The sequence below is a fragment of the Hahella sp. KA22 genome, from assembly GCF_004135205.1.
Taxonomy (GTDB): Bacteria; Pseudomonadota; Gammaproteobacteria; order Pseudomonadales; family Oleiphilaceae; genus Hahella.
The window spans coordinates 6,714,775-6,730,359 of the sequence record NZ_CP035490.1; the positions used below are offsets into that span (position 1 = coordinate 6,714,775).

Genomic DNA, 15,585 nt, shown 5'->3' on the forward strand with positions numbered 1-15,585 from the left:
AAAACTCCTTTAAAGTCGTGCGACTAACTGTTGTGAATCGTGGTTAGGCTCCGCCAGGCGTAAGGTCAGGCGCAGGCTGTTCGGCAAGGTCGCCGTCAGGGTTTGCTGGTCCCAGTCAAATTCCCCCACGCGCACGCCGACCGTGACAGGCGTAATCAAGGCGAACTCATAGCGGCGACAGGTGCGCCCGTACATTTGCAGGATGATGCGCAATAGCTCCGGGTTGTCGCTTAACTGGTTATCCGACAGACGCAAGATGATCACGTCCCAGTCCCGCCCCGGGGCGCGTTCCTCCATCTCCACATAACCCACCCCCAAGCGCAGCATGATGCGCTTGAAGCCAGCGATGCTGCCGGCGTCCACCGCGTTGGCGTAGGCGTACTTCACCCGCAGCCGGTAGAGTCGTTCCGGCTCGCCGGCGAAGCGCGCGATATTGCGCTGCCAGGCCAGCAGGTTGAGCACGCCCAGGGCGCAGGTCTCCGCGTCGATCTGACGCAGCGGCCAGCGCAACCAGTGTTCCACCCGCTCCCAATAGCGACGGGCGGCGCGGGCCAGTTTGGCCAGCTGCTCCCCGCCCAGCCAAAACGGCAATTTAATCTCGATCATGGCAAGGTCACCGTCAGCGATTTCAGCCGGGGAATGTCCATCCCGCTGGTGATATCGCGGGTTTTAAAATCAATGGATAACAGCGCCGGAAACGCCGTGTGTAATTCCTGCGCCAGGCGACTGAAGGAAAACCGGCTAAACGGAAAGGTCCGCGTCGGCTGGTAGTCCTGATTCTCCCGAAACGCCGCCCGAATAAACTGCGTCACCGCCTGCCTTAGCTGCTCCCGCGCGTCCGCATCCAGGGCGCTGTCCGCCCACAGATCGGCGCTGACGTCGTGCGGGGTTTCCGGCATGGCGAACACCTGCAGGTCATCGCCGTGGCCGTGGTTGCCTTCGTCGGAGATCCGCGCCTGGATGCGCGCCAAAAAGGCCGCGTCCGGCGTCCCGGTTTCAAACAAGATAAAGGCGTTGGCCGTGCCGGGGCCGCGCGGCGCCTCATGTTCAAAAAACACGTTATCCACGCTGACGCCGTCGAAACGGGCGATAATCGCCGTATACACCGCGTCGGTGTGCCACTGGTTCACCGCGCTGAACTGGTTACGCACTCGCAGACGTAGCGCGTCGTCCGTCTCGCGATCCGCGCCGGGCTGCAACAGCCAGTTATCCAGGTTGGTCACCGTCACCCCCGGGATGGGGCTCGGCGTCACGGCGTAATAGCCCGCCGCCAGGTTGTAACCGCTGCCCGTGTCCGCCGCTTCCACCTCCACCCGCAAGTGGGCTTCGCCGTCTTTAAAGCGTTGCGCCCGGGTGGTCTGTAGACGATAGATGCGCCCGTTAATACTCGCGCTCTGAATGACGGTTCCCGCCGCGATTTCCAGCTCTCCGGACAAATCGCCCCGGGTGAACTGCACGCGTCCGCGCGCCTTAGCCGCCTGCTTGCGCTCTACCGCCACGCCCCAGGCCAGCAGATCCAGGGCGGAGCCGCTGGCCGTCTTCACGAACATTTGCGGCAGGACGCCGGTCATCAGCAGATCCACCAGCCAGAGCACGGGCTTGGTCACCAGCGCCGACACGATGCGCCACCAGGGCGAATACTCGCTGTTGTTGCTGAACGCCACGCCCTGGGCGGCGACTTCGTTTTCCCAGACGGTTTTTAACTCCGCCTCGGTGGTCGGAATGCCGGCCTCTTTGACCAGGCGCGCAAAGTCCGCGTGGTGATCGTTCATAGGTAAAACTCGATGTGTCCGTATTTCAGGGTTTTGGCGGTGATATACACCGTTTCCAGATCCGTGCGCGTAACCTTGGCCGTGCCAGGCGTAATGCGGGCGTCGTTCTCCACCCGGGTTTCGATGCGGCTCAGGTTCAGCGCCACTTTTTCCGGGTTGCGTTCGCCGATCAGCTCCACCAGCAGACCGCTGTCGCGGATCATGTGTTTAATATCCTGGGCGATAGAGGCGCGCCCGCTGATCTCCTGCGGCACGCCGATAGCGTCCAGGCTGATATCGTTGTTAACGATGTGCAGGTCGATAAAGTCCGCCACGATTTACCCCGCCGCCATGCTCAGTTCGTCCGCCAGCATGAAACCGTTCACCGGTCCCGTGGCGTTCACCTCCAGTTTCTCCACGGTCACGCCCCGGTTATTAGTCGTATTGGCGTTGCTGACTTGCTGCAGAAAGCCCCCGGGCGGCGTCTGGTTCACCCGGCCTTCGTCCAGGGCCGGCGCAAAGCGCTGGATGCTTTCGCGCTCCTGGCGCACTTTTTCCGATAGCTGGATCTCGCCGCCGTCGCCGAGGTCGATCCCGGGAATGGCGTTGATTTTGTCTATCAACCAATCCACCCCGGCGCCGATCACCGCGAACGGGTCCAGCTGCGCCAGCCAGTCAGTAAACTGCGCCCACCAGTCGGGGATCTTTCCAAACGAATTAATCACCCATCCCGCCAGATCCGCCGCCGCCAACAGCGGCGCGAATACCACGCTTAAAAAGGCGTTGTCCTCGATCAGGCTGCGTAAGCCGGTCCACTTTTCCACGATCCAGCCCAGGGCGGCGGACGCCGCCGCGCTGACCTCATCCCAATAGATCACCAGGGCGGCCAGCGCCGCGATCAGCGCCACCACGCCCAACACGATCCAGGTAATGGGGTTGGCCAGCAGCGCGGTGGAAAACGCCCAGGTCGCCGCCGCGCCGGTCAGCAGGGCCGCGCGCATGGCGGTAAAGGCGCCCGCCGCCAGGTAGGTGCCGATCTGCAACAGGAACAGCGCCGCGCGTCCGGCGCTGACCGCCAGCGACCAGGCGCGCATGGCTCCCGCTCCCAGCAAAAGCACCGCATGCCAGCCCGCCAGGACCAGCTGGGCGACGCCGGCGGCCAGGGCGAAGGCGGAGGCCGCCGCCACCAACCCGATCACGGTTAACGTGGCGATCGCCACCAAACGGGTCAGGTTCGGAAACAATCGGGTCCAGCGCGTCAGGGTCTCCGCGCCGGCGGTCAACCGCTCTAACAGCGGTTGCAGCAAAGGCAGGAACGCCCGCCCCAGGCTGACCTTGGCCGCGTTGACGCCCGCCGCCCAGCGCTGCCAGGGATCTATCATGGCCTCGGCCATGGTCCGCGCTTTGTCCATGCCGGTCTGCGCCCCCAGCTGGTCAATAGCGCCGGCCAGTCCTTGCGTGTTCTGCATCAGCAGCTTGACCAGGCCCACCGCTTCCGTGGAGCCGAAGGCCTGTTTCAACAGGTCCGCCTTGGCCACCGTGTCGATGTCGCCGAACTTGCCTTGAATGCGGGTCAGGATCTCCACCATGGGCAATAAGCGGCCTTGGCTATCCGTGAACGCCAGACCCAGGGCTTTCTGGGCGTTGCCGACGCCGGCTAAGAACGCCTTGTATTTGGTGCCGGCCTCGGTCCCGCTCATGGTCGCCTGCAGCGAGCCGAGCACGGCCATTTGCTCCGCCATGGCCACGCCCTGGCTTTGCGCTTCCGCGCCCAGGTTGCTAAAGGCCGCCGCCATTTCCGCCCCCGTGGTTTTGAACATCTGCACCGCGCTGGCGGTTTGGCCGGCCAGGCGTTGCACCCATTGCGCCTTGCCCATCTGCTCCGCCGTACGTTGGAACACGCCGTACATGGTCCCCATGTAATTGGTGATCGTGGCGCTGTCGGATTTGGTGGCCTTGGCCAGCACGCCGCCGGCCTCGGTAAAGGCCGCGAGCTCGCGACCGCTTAGCCCGGCAATCGCGCTTTGAATGTCGTAGCTGGAGCGCACAAAGTCGTCGGCGGCCTCGCCGTAGCGAATGGAAAAGCGCAGCGCGGTTTCCTCCAGGGTGCGCAAGGCTTCGTTGGCGACGCCCAGGCTTTTGACTTCCCCCAAGGCGCGGTCCATCTCGATGGCCGGCCCCAGCATGCTTTCCAGGGCGACGCCCGCGCCCAGCAAACCCGTCGCGCCGGCGGCCATCTGCACAAAGCCCCGGGTGGCGTGCTGGGTCAGCTTGTCCAGGCTGTGCTGGATCTTGCCCGCGACGCCGCTCGCCCGGTCGATCAGCGACACGCTGAACATCAGTTTTTCGAGTTTGTTGCTCATGGGGTCTTACCCTTTTAAGGCTTTGGCGATGCCGTTCGCGATGGCGATTTCCTGGCGTTTCCAAAAGTCGGTTTCCAGAAACAGGGCGAACCCTAAAACCTGTTCGTCCTGGTCCTGTCCCGGCAGCCACTTGGCGGCGTAGGCGCGCAACTGGTCGTAACCGTTGGCGGCGATCTGGTCCGCTATGCGCTGCGCTTTTTTGCCACGATGCCCAGATCCGGGGTGTACTCCTCCAGCACGGCGCCGGCTAGCTGCACCTCCGCGCCGGGCATGTCGCGGATCAGTTTCACCAGGGCGTCGCGCTGCTCCTGGGCGATGGTCCCGACCAAAAAGTTATGGCTGGGGGCGATCTTGTTGTTAGGCGTCACCGCGTTGACGTACTTGTTGTACGCCTCGCGGGTCACGTTAAAACTGAAGTCCTGGCCGGCTGCCGTAACGTCAATCAGTTGGGTGGTTGGGTTGCTCATCTTGGTTAACTCCGTTGCGTTGTTGGCTGGCCTGCTCGCGGGCCAGGTCTAAATGCTTTTGTTTGTAATACCAGTTCATCACAAAGGTGGCGGCGGCGATCAGCAGCCCGCCCAAGGCGACCACCTGGCTCAGGCTCAAACCGAATAAGGTCGCCACGGCGGAGCTGGCGTAAGCCGCCGCTGACGCGGCTTTGTCGTGCATGGGTCACCCCCTTTTACGGGCTTTCATAAAGTGCAGGATGCGGGGCGCGGCGTTGGCCAGCGCGCGCTCGCCAAACAGGAATCCCAACACCAGCACGTTGATGGTGATCAGCGCGGTTTGTTGCTGTTCGTCCAGGGTCCAGGCGCTAAACCACATCCAGTCCAGATACAGGGTGGCGAAGCCCCACACCGGGCGCTGACAGCCCCGCAGAAACAACATCAGCGGTCCCAGGATGGGCAGCCGCAGCAGGTCTTTGGCGCTGCCCTCCAGTTCCTTGATGCGTTCGGTTAACTGCTTTTCCGCCGCCTGGCGCGCTTGCTCCGCCTGCTGTTTGCGTTCCAGCTCCAGCTTGTCCAGCGCCAGCTGCACATTGGCGCGCTGCGCCTCGCTCATGTCCGGCGGGAAATAGTCTTTGACGACTTGGTAAGCTCTGTCCGCCAGGCCGCCGGTCACCACGTCCACCACTTTGCTTAACAGGCTCATCGGTTCACCTCGGTTTCGTTCAACAGGGTGTAAGTGAAACGGGGTCCATACAGCCCCGCCGCCTTGCGACATAAGGCCATCAGCACATCAAAGTCGGCGCTGTCCGCAATGACCTGACAGCCCGCTGACCAGCGATCAACCCGAAGGCTTTGGCCCGCTTCCGTGGCGCGGTGGCAATTGATGCCGAATAGCCCCGTTTCGGTTTCTCCCTGGGCGTCCAGCTGGGCGTTGCGGTCCTTATCCCGAAACACAGTAATCGGCCCGCGCTGCACCAGGGCTTCATACTTGCCTTGATGTTTGCCCAGCGCCCACACGCCTGCGTATTGGCCCGGCGCGACGATGGCGGTCCCTTTTTCGTTGGCCAGGTGTTCGCGCCAATAAACGCCGGGGTCCGTGGTCGCCGGGAAACTAAAGCAGTGGGTTTTCCCTTGGATCTGAAACGCCACACAGAGCAAATCGTTAAAGGTGTTGGCGTGGCGATCCTGGGCGCGCACGCCCACCAGGTTCAGGTTGTAATCGCCACTTTCAAAAAAACGGTGGCCCTGGTTACGCACCGCCGCGCGCAGTTGTTCATAGTTGATAGCGATCATCCACGCCCCCTTTGGCGTATTTGCCGTTGCGCATGTTGGTAGTAGTCTTCGCATTCCACGCAGCGGGAGACCCCGCCGAGTTGCTGACGTAGCAGCGGAATGGCGTCCTCGCAGTCGATGCAGACGGCGCGGCTGGGTTGGCCCAGGGTGGAGCCGGCCAGCTGCCGGGCTAACGCCTGCGCGTTAAGCTTTTCTTGCAACTCGGCGGCTTGGTCTAAGATGTCCCTTGCCATGACTTACACCAGCTTTTCCGTTTCCGACGCGTCCACATAGGGCACGCCGTTAATGCGCACAAAGTCGGGGTCCGTCACGTCGTAGGCCAGTTTGTGGGTCAGCTGTTCGCCGCCGCTGGCTTTGGCGTTGAGAAGATCCGAAATTCTTAACTTGCAGCCGAACGCCTCGATGCGCAGTTCCCCGCCGCTGGTGGCGCCGTTAAACACCTGGTCGAACGGCTCCAGGGCGCGGAAACTGCCGGCGGCCTTGGCCGCGTCTAAAATGGTTTGCAGGTTGGTGGTGTCCACTGTGATATCGCCGGACGCGCTGACTTCGCCGTCTACGTAGCCGTTAGGAATGCCGCGCGTTTTGGTCACCGCCGTGGCGTCCTCAATGCTCAAAGTGACTTCCTCCACATGCACCAGCATGTCGCCGATCATCACGTCGATGTCTTTGCCGGAGAGGCGCTTTTGACTCATGGTTGTTCCTCCGTGTTAATGGGACAGATCCAAAATGATGTTGGCGGTAATGTCCTTCGGGCAGTTGTAGGGCTGTACTTTCAAGTACACCTCCACCCGGGTTTTGGTTGGCCACACGATTTCGATGCTGTCGTCCTTGGGGCTTTTGATCTCCCCCGGAAAATGTTCGCCCGCAAAAACGACGCTTTTGCTCATCTCGCGCAGCGGGCGCATGAAATAGGTTTTATTGGCGGCGATGCTCACGGGCGTGGAATTCAGCGAACGATTCGCCACCCGCGCAATGGCCAGAATGCGAATGGCGCGCGCGGCCTTGTCCACGACGCGCAGGTTTTCAATCACCTGGTAATCGCCCGCCGGCACGTCCAGCAGGTTGCAGTCGCCCCAGTAGGTGCCTGGGTAATCCGGGTATCGCTGCACGCAGGACAGGCGGTTGGCGTCCAGGGTCGCCAGGGTGGCGTCCGGCAGCTCTACGCCGTCGCGATCCACGGGGGCGTCCCCCAGACCCAACACGGAGCCGGTGGCGACGCGCATCGGGCTATCGGCGATACTCACCGCCCGGTTACACAGACGCCCCACCAGCACGCCTAAGTCGTTGCCGTGCAGTTGGGGAATCACCGCCACGCGAGGACAGGCCGCGCCGTGGGTAATCGCCGCCTGGGCCGCCTCGTAATCGCTCCAGCTTTGCGTCTCCGCATCAATCCCGGCGCTGGCCGTCAGCACGATGACGCGCCGGCCTATGGTGGTGCGGATCAACTCCGCTTTGGTCTGCATCGCCTCGATGGCGGCGGCGTCCGCCGCCGGCGAACACAGCGCCACCAGTTCCGGCGATACGGTCAACATGGCCTGATCCAGGGCGGCTTCCCAGGGATCGCCGCTGTTGATCGGGGCCGCGTAGGCCTGCCAGTTCTCGCCGCCATTGGCCTTGGCCGCCGCGACGTTGGTTTTTAGAGCGCTGTCGTCCGCGCCCAGGCTCTCGTCCAGGTTGCTTTGGGTGTTCAGCGACAGCACCCGTCCCAGGTTCTTAGCGCCTACGCCGATAAACAGCGCCTTGCGCTCCACCTCGGGGAAGTTTCCCTGCGAGAGGTTCAAGTTATTGATGGTGACCTTGCCTTGCGCCATGGTTAACCCTTCGTTGCCTGCTTGAATGTCTGTTCAAAAATGCGATCAATGAACGCGTCAATGTCGTGCTGCGTCGCCCCTAAAAAGCTGCGCGCCGGCAGGGGAATCAGCCAGCGCCCCTGGCGCGGCTTGTCGGTCAGCGCGCGCAGCACGGCGCCGGCCTGGCCGAAAGTCAGGTGTTGCGTGACCCACTTCAGCGTGGGCCGTTTGCGTCCGCGTCCCTGGCCGCGCGGGATCGTGAATCCGGCTTCGCGCAATTGCCTGGCCTGGCCCCGGGTGGCCGGGGCGGCGTAGTCGGGTTGGCCGTGGCGCTGTTGCATGCGGGCGCGGGTCATCACTTCCGTGACGCCCTCTTGCTGCATGCGTGCGATACGTCCGACCAGGGCGTTTTTAAAGGTGATCGTCACCCGGTCCACGCCGGCGAACACCGCCAGGCGTTTGCTCAATCCGCGCAGCATTTTTTTATTGCCCTGTTTGCGCGCTTCCCAGGGCTGACCGTCCATGCCGGTCTGGCTGCGCAGGCGCTTGCGCGACTGGGTGCGCACCTGGCGCCCGATCTGTCCCAGAATCCGCTTGCGCTTGGCCGCCGGCAGTTTCAAAAGGGCCAGCTGGCGCTGTAGTTTCAGATGGCCGCCGACCTCAATTTTTACGGACATAGGGCGCATCCGTGGGCAAAGCTTTATCGTCGCCCACGCCGACCGCGTCGGGCTCGTACACCGGGACCGACTCCACCCGCCAGCGCGCGCCGTTAAACTGGATCGCGCCGGCGTCGTCGCGCACCAGGTCGAGGTTTTCGTAAAAGCCGATGCGGATTTCTATGTCGGCGGTGTCGTCGCCGTTTACGTCCACGTCGATATCGGGGTGGCCCAGGCCGTCCCGCTCCCGTTCCGGGTCGTGATCCATCAACCAGGTGACCACGTGGGCGATCAGCAGTTGCGGCGGGCCGCAGTAGCGTTCCACCACCAGCACGGCGTCATATTTCAGACGACACACCCGCACGCCTGCGCCCAGGCGTTTGTCCGCCGCCTCCAGGGCGCCGTTTTCCATCCAGCTGTCCCACTGCTCCGCCGGCGCCAGATCCTGGGCCAGGAGAAAGCGGGTCAGGTCGCGCAGCTTCGCCAGGGCCATTACAGCAACTCCGCCGTAATGCCCGTGGCCGCGCCCAGCAGGCGACGCAGGGCGCGCACGCTGTCGCTTAGCAATTGCTGCTCGGTGTCGTCCGATTCTTTGGCCAGGTTCTCCGCCTGCGCCCGTCGGTTCATGGTGGCGAAGGCGTTCAGCAACGACGCTTTGGCGCGACAGGACACGGCGCGCAGGTAGTACAGGACCAGCACGTTGCGCCCGTCCAACTGCTCCGCGCCGACCGCGTCCAAGGTTTTAAAGCCGCCGCCCAGCCATTCCGCCTTGCGCATCGCCAGGCTGAAATTAATGTCCAGCATGGCCTGGCGCACATGGGCCGCGACCATGTCCCCGTGGTACTCCGCCGGTATGCGGTAAACCCGTTGGAACGCCGCCAGGGACAGGTCCGGGAAAAAGCCGTCATTGGCGAGCGTCGCCTCTATCACGGCGTTGCTTTTACCGCTGAAACTCATGGTCGCAGCCTCCAAATAAGAAGGCGGCGCGCACTGGGTTCCGCTGACGCGGCGCGAGGCCGGCAGCGCCCCCAGGCGCCCGCCTGGGTGGGTAGTCGGTTAGGCCAGTCCTAGCTTGGCCTGTAGTTTGGCGATGCGGGTTTTACAGCCCGCCGCCGGGTTGGCTGCCTGCGCCTGCTCGAAGTAGGTAAGCGCCGCGTTCAGGTCGCCGTTTTGCTCCGCGTTCAGCCCGCATTGGCGGTACAGCTTGCCGGCGACAATGTCGTTAGCCGTCGGCCAGGCCTGCGAGGTTAAACGCGCCGCCGCGTCGTCCAGGTAGGGGCTGGCGCTGTCGCCGGCCTTGAACTGACGCTCCGCCCAGTCGTGGACCTCTTCCAGCACATAGGTCGGCAGATCCCGTTTAAAGTGGCCGGGCATGCATTGCTGTTGCTCGATGGCGAGCCCCGCCCAACTCAGGGCGCTTTCGATGTCGCCCACGTCGAACAGCCAGATGACGCAGAACACCAATACTTCGTTGGGGTAGCGCTGGCCGCTATCCCGGTACGCCTGCAAAAAATCCATGAACTGGGGCAGTACGCGCGCCTTTAACGCCACCTTGTCGGGGATGCTGTCCAGCTCGGCCAGCTGCTCCCGGCATTGCGTCAGCGCCGCCAGCGCCACCTGGTAATCGCCCCGCACCCGGGGAGACAGGGCGCTATTCATTACTGGCGAATTGCGCGCTACCTCCGCCGCCGTTAAGGCGTCGCTAGCGGCCTGCCTGGCGAGACGGCGCTGTTTGTGTTGAACGGTCAGCAACGGCATGGGTTAAGCCCAGTCGCCGGCGCCCGTGGGCAACTTCACGTTGGCGAACTCAAAGCCGGCGGCCTTGGTTTCGTCCTCGATCACATAGCCTTCGTTCAGGCTGTTGAAGTCTTCCACGCGGTTGCGTTTCGGGTTGTCGATCACCTGACGGCGCAGGCTGTCGGCCTGGTAGTAAAGGCTCAGGTTATCCAGGCTGGTGATCAGCAGGCCTCGGGCCGGGAAAAAGGGCGCGGTGATCGCAGGTAAACCGCCATAGGTGCGGATAATGGCCTGATTCTCCAGGCGCTCTTTTTCCGTTGGCTTGTGACCTTGCGCCGCGTACAGCTGCGCTTTGTCCTCCGCCAGCAGATCCCGCCCCATGATCACCACCAGGTCGCCGCCGTCGCGATGCAGTTCGTCCACCATCTGTAAGCAGGCGTGAACGGCGGCGTCCAGGTTGGCGAAGTCGCCGCCCTCGCCAATGCGGATCTGGCCGGCGGTCGCGCCTTCGACGAACCACTGCGAACCGGATTTAAATTCTCGTAGTTGCTGCAACCAGCCTTTGTTCACATCCTCGCCGTTGGGGTGGTCGCCAGGCTTAGTGGCGGGCAAGGCGCAACTGGTGCCCAGCCAGCCCACACGGAGCTTGGAAAGACTGATCGCCTTGCGCACCCATCCGCCGTAACGGGCTTGGAAGTCGGGAAACTTGGCCCAGGAATCGATGGTTTTGTATTTAATGTGGGTGTCGTATTCCACCGGGTGCAGCTCATAGCCTTTACTGCCCAGGGCCAGCACGTCGCTGGTCTGGCGGTCGGCGCTGTCAGTGTCGGTGCGTTTGGGCACAAAGCCGGTCACGCTGCCGATCACCTTTTCCCCTTTCAGCTCGTCCACCGCCACCACGTTAATCAGCTGCAAGAACTCCGAACTTTCGGTGATCTTGTCCTGCAACTCCTGGGCGATAGTGGGCTCTACATTGAACTGCTCCGCGACGGAGCCTACGCCATAGGTGGCCGCCATGGCGGCGCACATGTCATTGAATAGTTGTTTCGTTTTAAAGTTCATTCGGTCCGCTCGTAGGTGGTTGGAGTTACAGCACGCGCGGCGCGGCGTCGCCGACGCCTTCCGGGGTCAGGGTGCCGGGCGCTTCTTCCAGGGCGGCGCTGAACTCGGCCTTTAAACTGTCGTGCGCGGTCTTTAGGTCGGCGAATTCGGCTTTGATGTCCGCCAGGGCTTGCGCCAGGTCGGGGGTTTCCGGTTCTTTCTGGGCTGCGTCGTCGTTGGCGTTTAGCTTGTCCGCGAGGCTGGCGAAGCCGTCCGCCAAGGCGCGGTTAAGCTGGTTGAATTGGTCTTCCGTCATGGCGTGCTCTTGCTCGTTGGGTTCGTGGCTGGGTTCCGCTCGCGCAAACTTGCCCATGAGCCGGGAAAACAGGCTGGTCGGGTTGTCCACGCGCAGCGGCGCTAGTTCAATCGGGGCGGTAAACAGGTTGTCCGGGTGTTGCGCCCGGGCGTTAAAGCGCAGTTCCGAGGTGCCGAGGCTGGCCGGCGAGTCAGTCACTGCCAGGCCTGCTAAGTAGGCTTTGCCGGTTCCCGCGAAATTCGGCTGGATCTCGATAGAGGTAAACAGCTTTTGTCCGCTGGTGTTCATCAAAATCAGTTGGTCCGAGGGGGCGATTTTGGCGAACAAACATTCCCGGCCTTTGTCGTCCTGTTCGTGCTTCACCGCCACCACCTGGCCGAGGTTGCCAAAAATGCGGATGTGCTCGTACCAGATGTTGGCCGTGTATTCGGCGGGGTCGTAGTTAGCGGCCATGTCGATAATGTCCTGGGCGGCGATGTTGCGCCCGTCGATCGTGGGTCCGCTGGTGGCCACTTTGACAAAATCAGTATGCAGGGTCCGGGGCATGGGTTCGGGTCCGTCAGTCGTTGCGATGACGCCAAGATAGGCATTCCGACCGAACCCGGCAAAGGCTTTGAATGCGCGTTTTTCCTTGTCGTTTTTAGTAGGAATAACAAGGAGTTAAACCAGGATTAACGCCGCCAAAAAGCCCTTAAACTGGGCCGCATGTCATCACGTTACCCCCCTGAAATTATCGAAGCGGCGAAGGGCCTTTTTCTTCGCCATATCACGCCGGCGGAAATCCAGCAGCAGCTGGGGATTAATAACGTCCGCGTTATTTACCAGTGGATTGAGCGGCACAACTGGAAAGACATGTTGCAGCACGAAACCGTCGAGCAGGCCACCGCCCGGCGTATGGTGTTGTTGGTGGAGAAGCCCAGCAAAACCGCCGCCGACTTCCAGGAACTGGACCGCCTTAGCAACCTGCTGGATAAGCTGGCCGGCATTGATTTAAAGAAAGCCAAAACCGCGAGGGAGAAAGCGCAGGCGGAACACGGCGACGCCAGCGGCAACCGTAAGAAGAAAAAGCGCGGCGTTAAAAATGACGTCAGCGCGATTACCCCGGAGCGTCTGGAGACGATCCGCAAGGAACTGTTTTACGACTACCAGCACCGCTGGCACGACAACAAAAACCAGCGCACACGCTTTATTCTGAAGTCGCGCCAGATCGGCGCCACCTATTACTTTGCCTGGGAGGCCTTCCAGGACGCCATCACGTCCGGCGATAACCAGATCTTTCTATCCGCCAGCCGTTCCCAGGCGGACATATTTAAAGCCTACATCCTCAAGTTCGCGCGGGAGTATTTCGACACGGAATTGAAAGGCGTGGACGTGATCCCGCTCAGCAACGGCGCGGAGTTGCGCTTCGTGTCCACCAATGGCCGCACCGCCCAGGGTTACCACGGTCATTTATACATTGATGAAGTGTTCTGGATTCCCGACTTTGACCGGCTCAACAAGTTGGCCAGCGGCATGGCGGCGCATAAGAAATGGCGCAAAACGTACTTTTCCACGCCATCGGTGAAAAGCCACGGCGCGTACACCTTGTGGAGCGGCGAGCGCTACAACGAGAGCCGCCGGCATAAGGTCGAGTTTGATCTGTCGCGGGTGGCGTTACGGGAGGGCCAGCTGGGACCGGATAAGGTCTGGCGGAATGTGGTGACGGTAGAGGATGCGGCGGATCAGGGCTGCGACCTGTTCGACATCGACGAGCTGAAACAGGAATACACGGAGGCGGAATTCAACAACCTGTTTATGTGCGCGTTCATGGAAGCGGGCTTGTCCGTGTTCAAGCTGGACGACTTGCTAAGCTGCGCCGTATGCAGCGGCGAGGTCTGGTCCGACTTCAAGCCCAGGCAGCCGCGCCCGTTTGCAAACTATCCCGTGTGGTTGGGCTACGATCCGGCGCGCACGGGGGATCGCTCCACCGTGGTGGTGGTGGCGCCGCCGATGCATCCCGCTGGTAAGTTCCGCGTGCTGGAAAAGATCCAGTTAAAAGGCGCGTTCAGCTATCAGGCGAACCGCATCAAGGATCTGTTAGGACGCTACAACGTGCAGTTTGTCGGCATCGACTGCACCGGCCCGGGCCTCGGCGTATTCGAACAGGTGAAATCCTTTTACCCTCGCGCCACGCCCATTCACTACAGCCTGAACGCCAAAACCGCCCTGGTGTTGAAAGCCATGGACGTGATCGAAAACGCCCGCATTGAGTGGGACGCGGAGCACACGGACATTCCCCAGGCGTTCCTGCAGGTGAAGCAGACCACCACCGGCAACGACCTGGTCACCTATGTGGCCGACCGCAGCAGCAAAACCGGCCACGCCGACGTGGCCTGGTCAATCATGCATGCACTTAGCAATGAACCCTTGGACCGTAAGCAGCGCCGTGGCTCCATCGCCATGGCCGGATAGAAGAGCATCCCCCTATGAGCAAGCAAACTTCCCCGACAGCATTTAGCTTTGGCGCGCCCGAGGCCGTGTTAGACACGACGCTGACCTCTTACCTGGGCGTGTTTCTGAATCCCCATGGCGACTATTACGCGCCGCCGGTCAGTCTCACCGGGCTGGCCAAACTGCTACGCGCCAACGCCCATCACGGGACTATTCCCTACTTTAAGCGCAACATGCTGCGCAAGTTTTACGTGCCGTCGCCCGTGCTCAGCGCCACCGATCTGGAGAGCGCCGGCTTCGATTACCTGGTGTTTGGCATGTGCTACTTTCAGAAGCTCTTTAACCGCCTGGGTCAGATCGTCCGCCTGCAACACATTCCCGCGTTGAACATGCGGCGCATGAAAGCGCCGGATCAGTTCTGTTTGCTTCAGCCTAACCTGATGGACCCGTTAGCATTTCGTCCAGGGGAAATCATTCAGTTAAAAGAGTACGACGTGAATCAGCAGATCTATGGCGTCCCGCAATACCTGGGCGGCCTGCAATCCGTCTTGCTGAACGAAAGCGCAACGCTATTTAGGCGCAAGTACTACAACAACGGCGCGCACATGGGCTTTATCTTCTACACCGCCGATGCCCAGCTGGACCCCGAAGACGAACAATCTCTGAAGGAACAAATCCGCGCCAGCAAGGGCGTGGGCAATTTTAGAAGCCTTTACATCAACATACCCGGCGGCAAACCCGACTCGGTGAAAATCATTCCCGTGGGCGACATCACCACCAAGGACGAATTCGAGCGGGTCAAGAATCTAAGCCGTAACGATGTATTAAGCATGTGGCGCATTCAGCCGGCGCTGGCCGGCATCATGCCGGAAAACACAGGAGGTTTTGGGGATATCGAAAAGATCAGCCGCGTTTACTACGAAAACGAAGTGGTCCCCATGCAGCATGTGTTTTTAAAATTGAATGACGAGCTACCTGGTCAAAAACAGATTCGCTTTACGGAGCTGCCTAGCCAACCATAGCCAAGAGGTAATATCTACAATAAAAAGGGTAATATGTTAGAATTCTGGCTTACAACGAAGGAATGAAAACTGATGCAAGTTAACTGTAGCGAGTGCGGAAACAAAGCCATTATTACCAGTCGCCAAGTCTTGGACCCTAAGCTGGCGAATCTATATTGCGTCTGCAAAAACGCAGAGTGTGGACACAGCTTTGTCATGAATCTGGCGTTTAGCCATACGCTCAGCCCGTCGTCGTTTCAGGCTAAAAAAATGATGGTGGAAATGTTAAGGGGAATGGGTCAGGCCGAGCAGTTAGAACTGCTGGCCCAGGCTCGAAGCAACGCATGATATTATTTCAAATCCTTATTAATAATCCCCTGCGCCTCCTCTATTCTTTCTCTCACGTGCTCAATCACTAGGCTGTAACCCTGCTGACATTGCTGGCTCATTTCAGGCCATGATCTATCTGTCATTGAAAATTGCACGAATTCTAAAATCTGCTGGCTCTCCGCCAGTCGCTCCAAAGCGTCAATTTTTTTCATCCTGGACGTCAATACTTAAACTCCGATTTACTTCCTACGCTGCGTCTACAGTCCAGCATCTCCGCCCTTACAATACCCCGACAACTTTGGGGGCTTATAAATCAGATCTCACCTTAGCTTTCACGGATAACTGTATGTAAATACAGAGTGTATATATGACACTTTTTTGACGATAAAGTGTGTAACAAAAGTATAGTTTTTTTTGTATTTTTGTGA

22 protein-coding genes are annotated in these 15,585 nt (G+C 60.7%); 3 read left to right on the forward strand and 19 right to left on the reverse strand.

Annotated features, from left to right (window positions below; all coding sequences use genetic code 11):
- Window positions 1-9: 9 nt before the first annotated feature.
- The 18 genes from EUZ85_RS29790 to EUZ85_RS29870 form a co-directional block, all read right to left on the reverse strand.
- The gene (locus EUZ85_RS29790) at window positions 10-606 is read right to left on the reverse strand and encodes a phage tail protein (protein WP_127973716.1); all 597 of its coding nucleotides are present in this window, start codon (window positions 604-606) and stop codon (window positions 10-12) included.
- Window positions 603-1,772 carry a baseplate J/gp47 family protein gene (locus EUZ85_RS29795; protein ID WP_127973717.1) on the reverse strand — a complete coding sequence of 390 codons (1,170 nt, stop codon included), beginning with the start codon at window positions 1,770-1,772 and terminating at the stop codon, window positions 603-605. Before EUZ85_RS29795 ends, EUZ85_RS29790 begins: the two co-directional genes overlap by 4 nt.
- Window positions 1,769-2,086, reverse strand: a complete 318-nt coding sequence (locus EUZ85_RS29800) for a DUF2590 family protein (protein WP_127973718.1) — start codon at window positions 2,084-2,086, stop codon at window positions 1,769-1,771. Before EUZ85_RS29800 ends, EUZ85_RS29795 begins: the two co-directional genes overlap by 4 nt.
- 3 nt (window positions 2,087-2,089) lie before the next feature.
- Window positions 2,090-4,114, reverse strand: coding sequence for a phage tail tape measure protein (locus tag EUZ85_RS29805; RefSeq protein WP_127973719.1), 2,025 nt, complete (start codon window positions 4,112-4,114; stop codon window positions 2,090-2,092).
- Window positions 4,115-4,120: 6 nt separating this feature from the next.
- Window positions 4,121-4,264, reverse strand: coding sequence for a hypothetical protein (locus tag EUZ85_RS31305; RefSeq protein ID WP_164887394.1), 144 nt, complete (start codon window positions 4,262-4,264; stop codon window positions 4,121-4,123).
- Window positions 4,265-4,296: 32 nt separating this feature from the next.
- Window positions 4,297-4,581: a putative phage tail assembly chaperone gene (locus EUZ85_RS29810; protein ID WP_127973720.1), complete on the reverse strand. Its 285-nt coding sequence runs from the start codon at window positions 4,579-4,581 to the stop codon at window positions 4,297-4,299.
- Window positions 4,553-4,783, reverse strand: a complete 231-nt coding sequence (locus EUZ85_RS29815; RefSeq protein WP_127973721.1) for an HP1 family phage holin — start codon at window positions 4,781-4,783, stop codon at window positions 4,553-4,555. The genes EUZ85_RS29810 and EUZ85_RS29815 overlap by 29 nt, the downstream gene beginning before the upstream one ends.
- Before the next feature lie 3 nt (window positions 4,784-4,786).
- The gene (locus EUZ85_RS29820) at window positions 4,787-5,266 is read right to left on the reverse strand and encodes a hypothetical protein (RefSeq protein ID WP_127973722.1); all 480 of its coding nucleotides are present in this window, start codon (window positions 5,264-5,266) and stop codon (window positions 4,787-4,789) included.
- Complete coding sequence (locus EUZ85_RS29825) at window positions 5,263-5,856, reverse strand: hypothetical protein (RefSeq protein WP_127973723.1); 594 nt, start codon at window positions 5,854-5,856, stop codon at window positions 5,263-5,265. Before EUZ85_RS29825 ends, EUZ85_RS29820 begins: the two co-directional genes overlap by 4 nt.
- Complete coding sequence (locus EUZ85_RS29830) at window positions 5,853-6,089, reverse strand: TraR/DksA family transcriptional regulator (RefSeq protein WP_127973724.1); 237 nt, start codon at window positions 6,087-6,089, stop codon at window positions 5,853-5,855. Before EUZ85_RS29830 ends, EUZ85_RS29825 begins: the two co-directional genes overlap by 4 nt.
- Window positions 6,090-6,092: 3 nt before the next feature.
- Window positions 6,093-6,548 carry a DUF2597 family protein gene (locus EUZ85_RS29835; protein ID WP_011394376.1) on the reverse strand — a complete coding sequence of 152 codons (456 nt, stop codon included), beginning with the start codon at window positions 6,546-6,548 and terminating at the stop codon, window positions 6,093-6,095.
- A gap of 15 nt (window positions 6,549-6,563) precedes the next feature.
- On the reverse strand, window positions 6,564-7,667 hold the full coding sequence (locus EUZ85_RS29840; RefSeq protein ID WP_127973725.1) for a DUF2586 domain-containing protein: 1,104 nt from the start codon (window positions 7,665-7,667) through the stop codon (window positions 6,564-6,566).
- Between the two features lie 2 nt (window positions 7,668-7,669).
- Window positions 7,670-8,323: a phage virion morphogenesis protein gene (locus EUZ85_RS29845; protein WP_241566895.1), complete on the reverse strand. Its 654-nt coding sequence runs from the start codon at window positions 8,321-8,323 to the stop codon at window positions 7,670-7,672.
- Window positions 8,307-8,795: a phage tail protein gene (locus EUZ85_RS29850; RefSeq protein WP_127973727.1), complete on the reverse strand. Its 489-nt coding sequence runs from the start codon at window positions 8,793-8,795 to the stop codon at window positions 8,307-8,309. Before EUZ85_RS29850 ends, EUZ85_RS29845 begins: the two co-directional genes overlap by 17 nt.
- Entirely contained in the window at window positions 8,795-9,259 is a 465-nt protein-coding gene (locus tag EUZ85_RS29855; protein WP_127973728.1) for a head completion/stabilization protein, read from the reverse strand. Before EUZ85_RS29855 ends, EUZ85_RS29850 begins: the two co-directional genes overlap by 1 nt.
- A gap of 99 nt (window positions 9,260-9,358) precedes the next feature.
- A complete protein-coding gene (gpM, locus tag EUZ85_RS29860) occupies window positions 9,359-10,060 on the reverse strand; it encodes a phage terminase small subunit (RefSeq protein ID WP_127973729.1) in 702 nt (233 codons plus the stop codon).
- A gap of 3 nt (window positions 10,061-10,063) precedes the next feature.
- The gene (locus EUZ85_RS29865; protein WP_011394382.1) at window positions 10,064-11,101 is read right to left on the reverse strand and encodes a phage major capsid protein, P2 family; all 1,038 of its coding nucleotides are present in this window, start codon (window positions 11,099-11,101) and stop codon (window positions 10,064-10,066) included.
- A 25-nt stretch (window positions 11,102-11,126) separates the two neighbouring features.
- On the reverse strand, window positions 11,127-11,942 hold the full coding sequence (locus tag EUZ85_RS29870) for a GPO family capsid scaffolding protein (RefSeq protein ID WP_127973730.1): 816 nt from the start codon (window positions 11,940-11,942) through the stop codon (window positions 11,127-11,129).
- A 159-nt stretch (window positions 11,943-12,101) separates the two neighbouring features.
- On the opposite strand from EUZ85_RS29870, the gene EUZ85_RS29875 reads away from it, so the two are divergent.
- The 3 genes from EUZ85_RS29875 (at window position 12,102) to EUZ85_RS29885 (ending at window position 15,175) form a co-directional block, all read left to right on the forward strand.
- Window positions 12,102-13,847: a terminase large subunit domain-containing protein gene (locus EUZ85_RS29875; protein WP_127973731.1), complete on the forward strand. Its 1,746-nt coding sequence runs from the start codon at window positions 12,102-12,104 to the stop codon at window positions 13,845-13,847.
- A gap of 14 nt (window positions 13,848-13,861) precedes the next feature.
- Entirely contained in the window at window positions 13,862-14,848 is a 987-nt protein-coding gene (locus EUZ85_RS29880) for a phage portal protein (protein ID WP_127973732.1), read from the forward strand.
- Between the two features lie 72 nt (window positions 14,849-14,920).
- Complete coding sequence (locus EUZ85_RS29885) at window positions 14,921-15,175, forward strand: ogr/Delta-like zinc finger family protein (protein WP_127973733.1); 255 nt, start codon at window positions 14,921-14,923, stop codon at window positions 15,173-15,175.
- 2 nt (window positions 15,176-15,177) lie between these two features.
- Here the strand turns inward: EUZ85_RS29885 and EUZ85_RS29890 are convergent, their stop codons facing one another.
- A complete protein-coding gene (locus EUZ85_RS29890; RefSeq protein ID WP_127973734.1) occupies window positions 15,178-15,369 on the reverse strand; it encodes a hypothetical protein in 192 nt (63 codons plus the stop codon).
- Window positions 15,370-15,585: the final 216 nt, after the last annotated feature.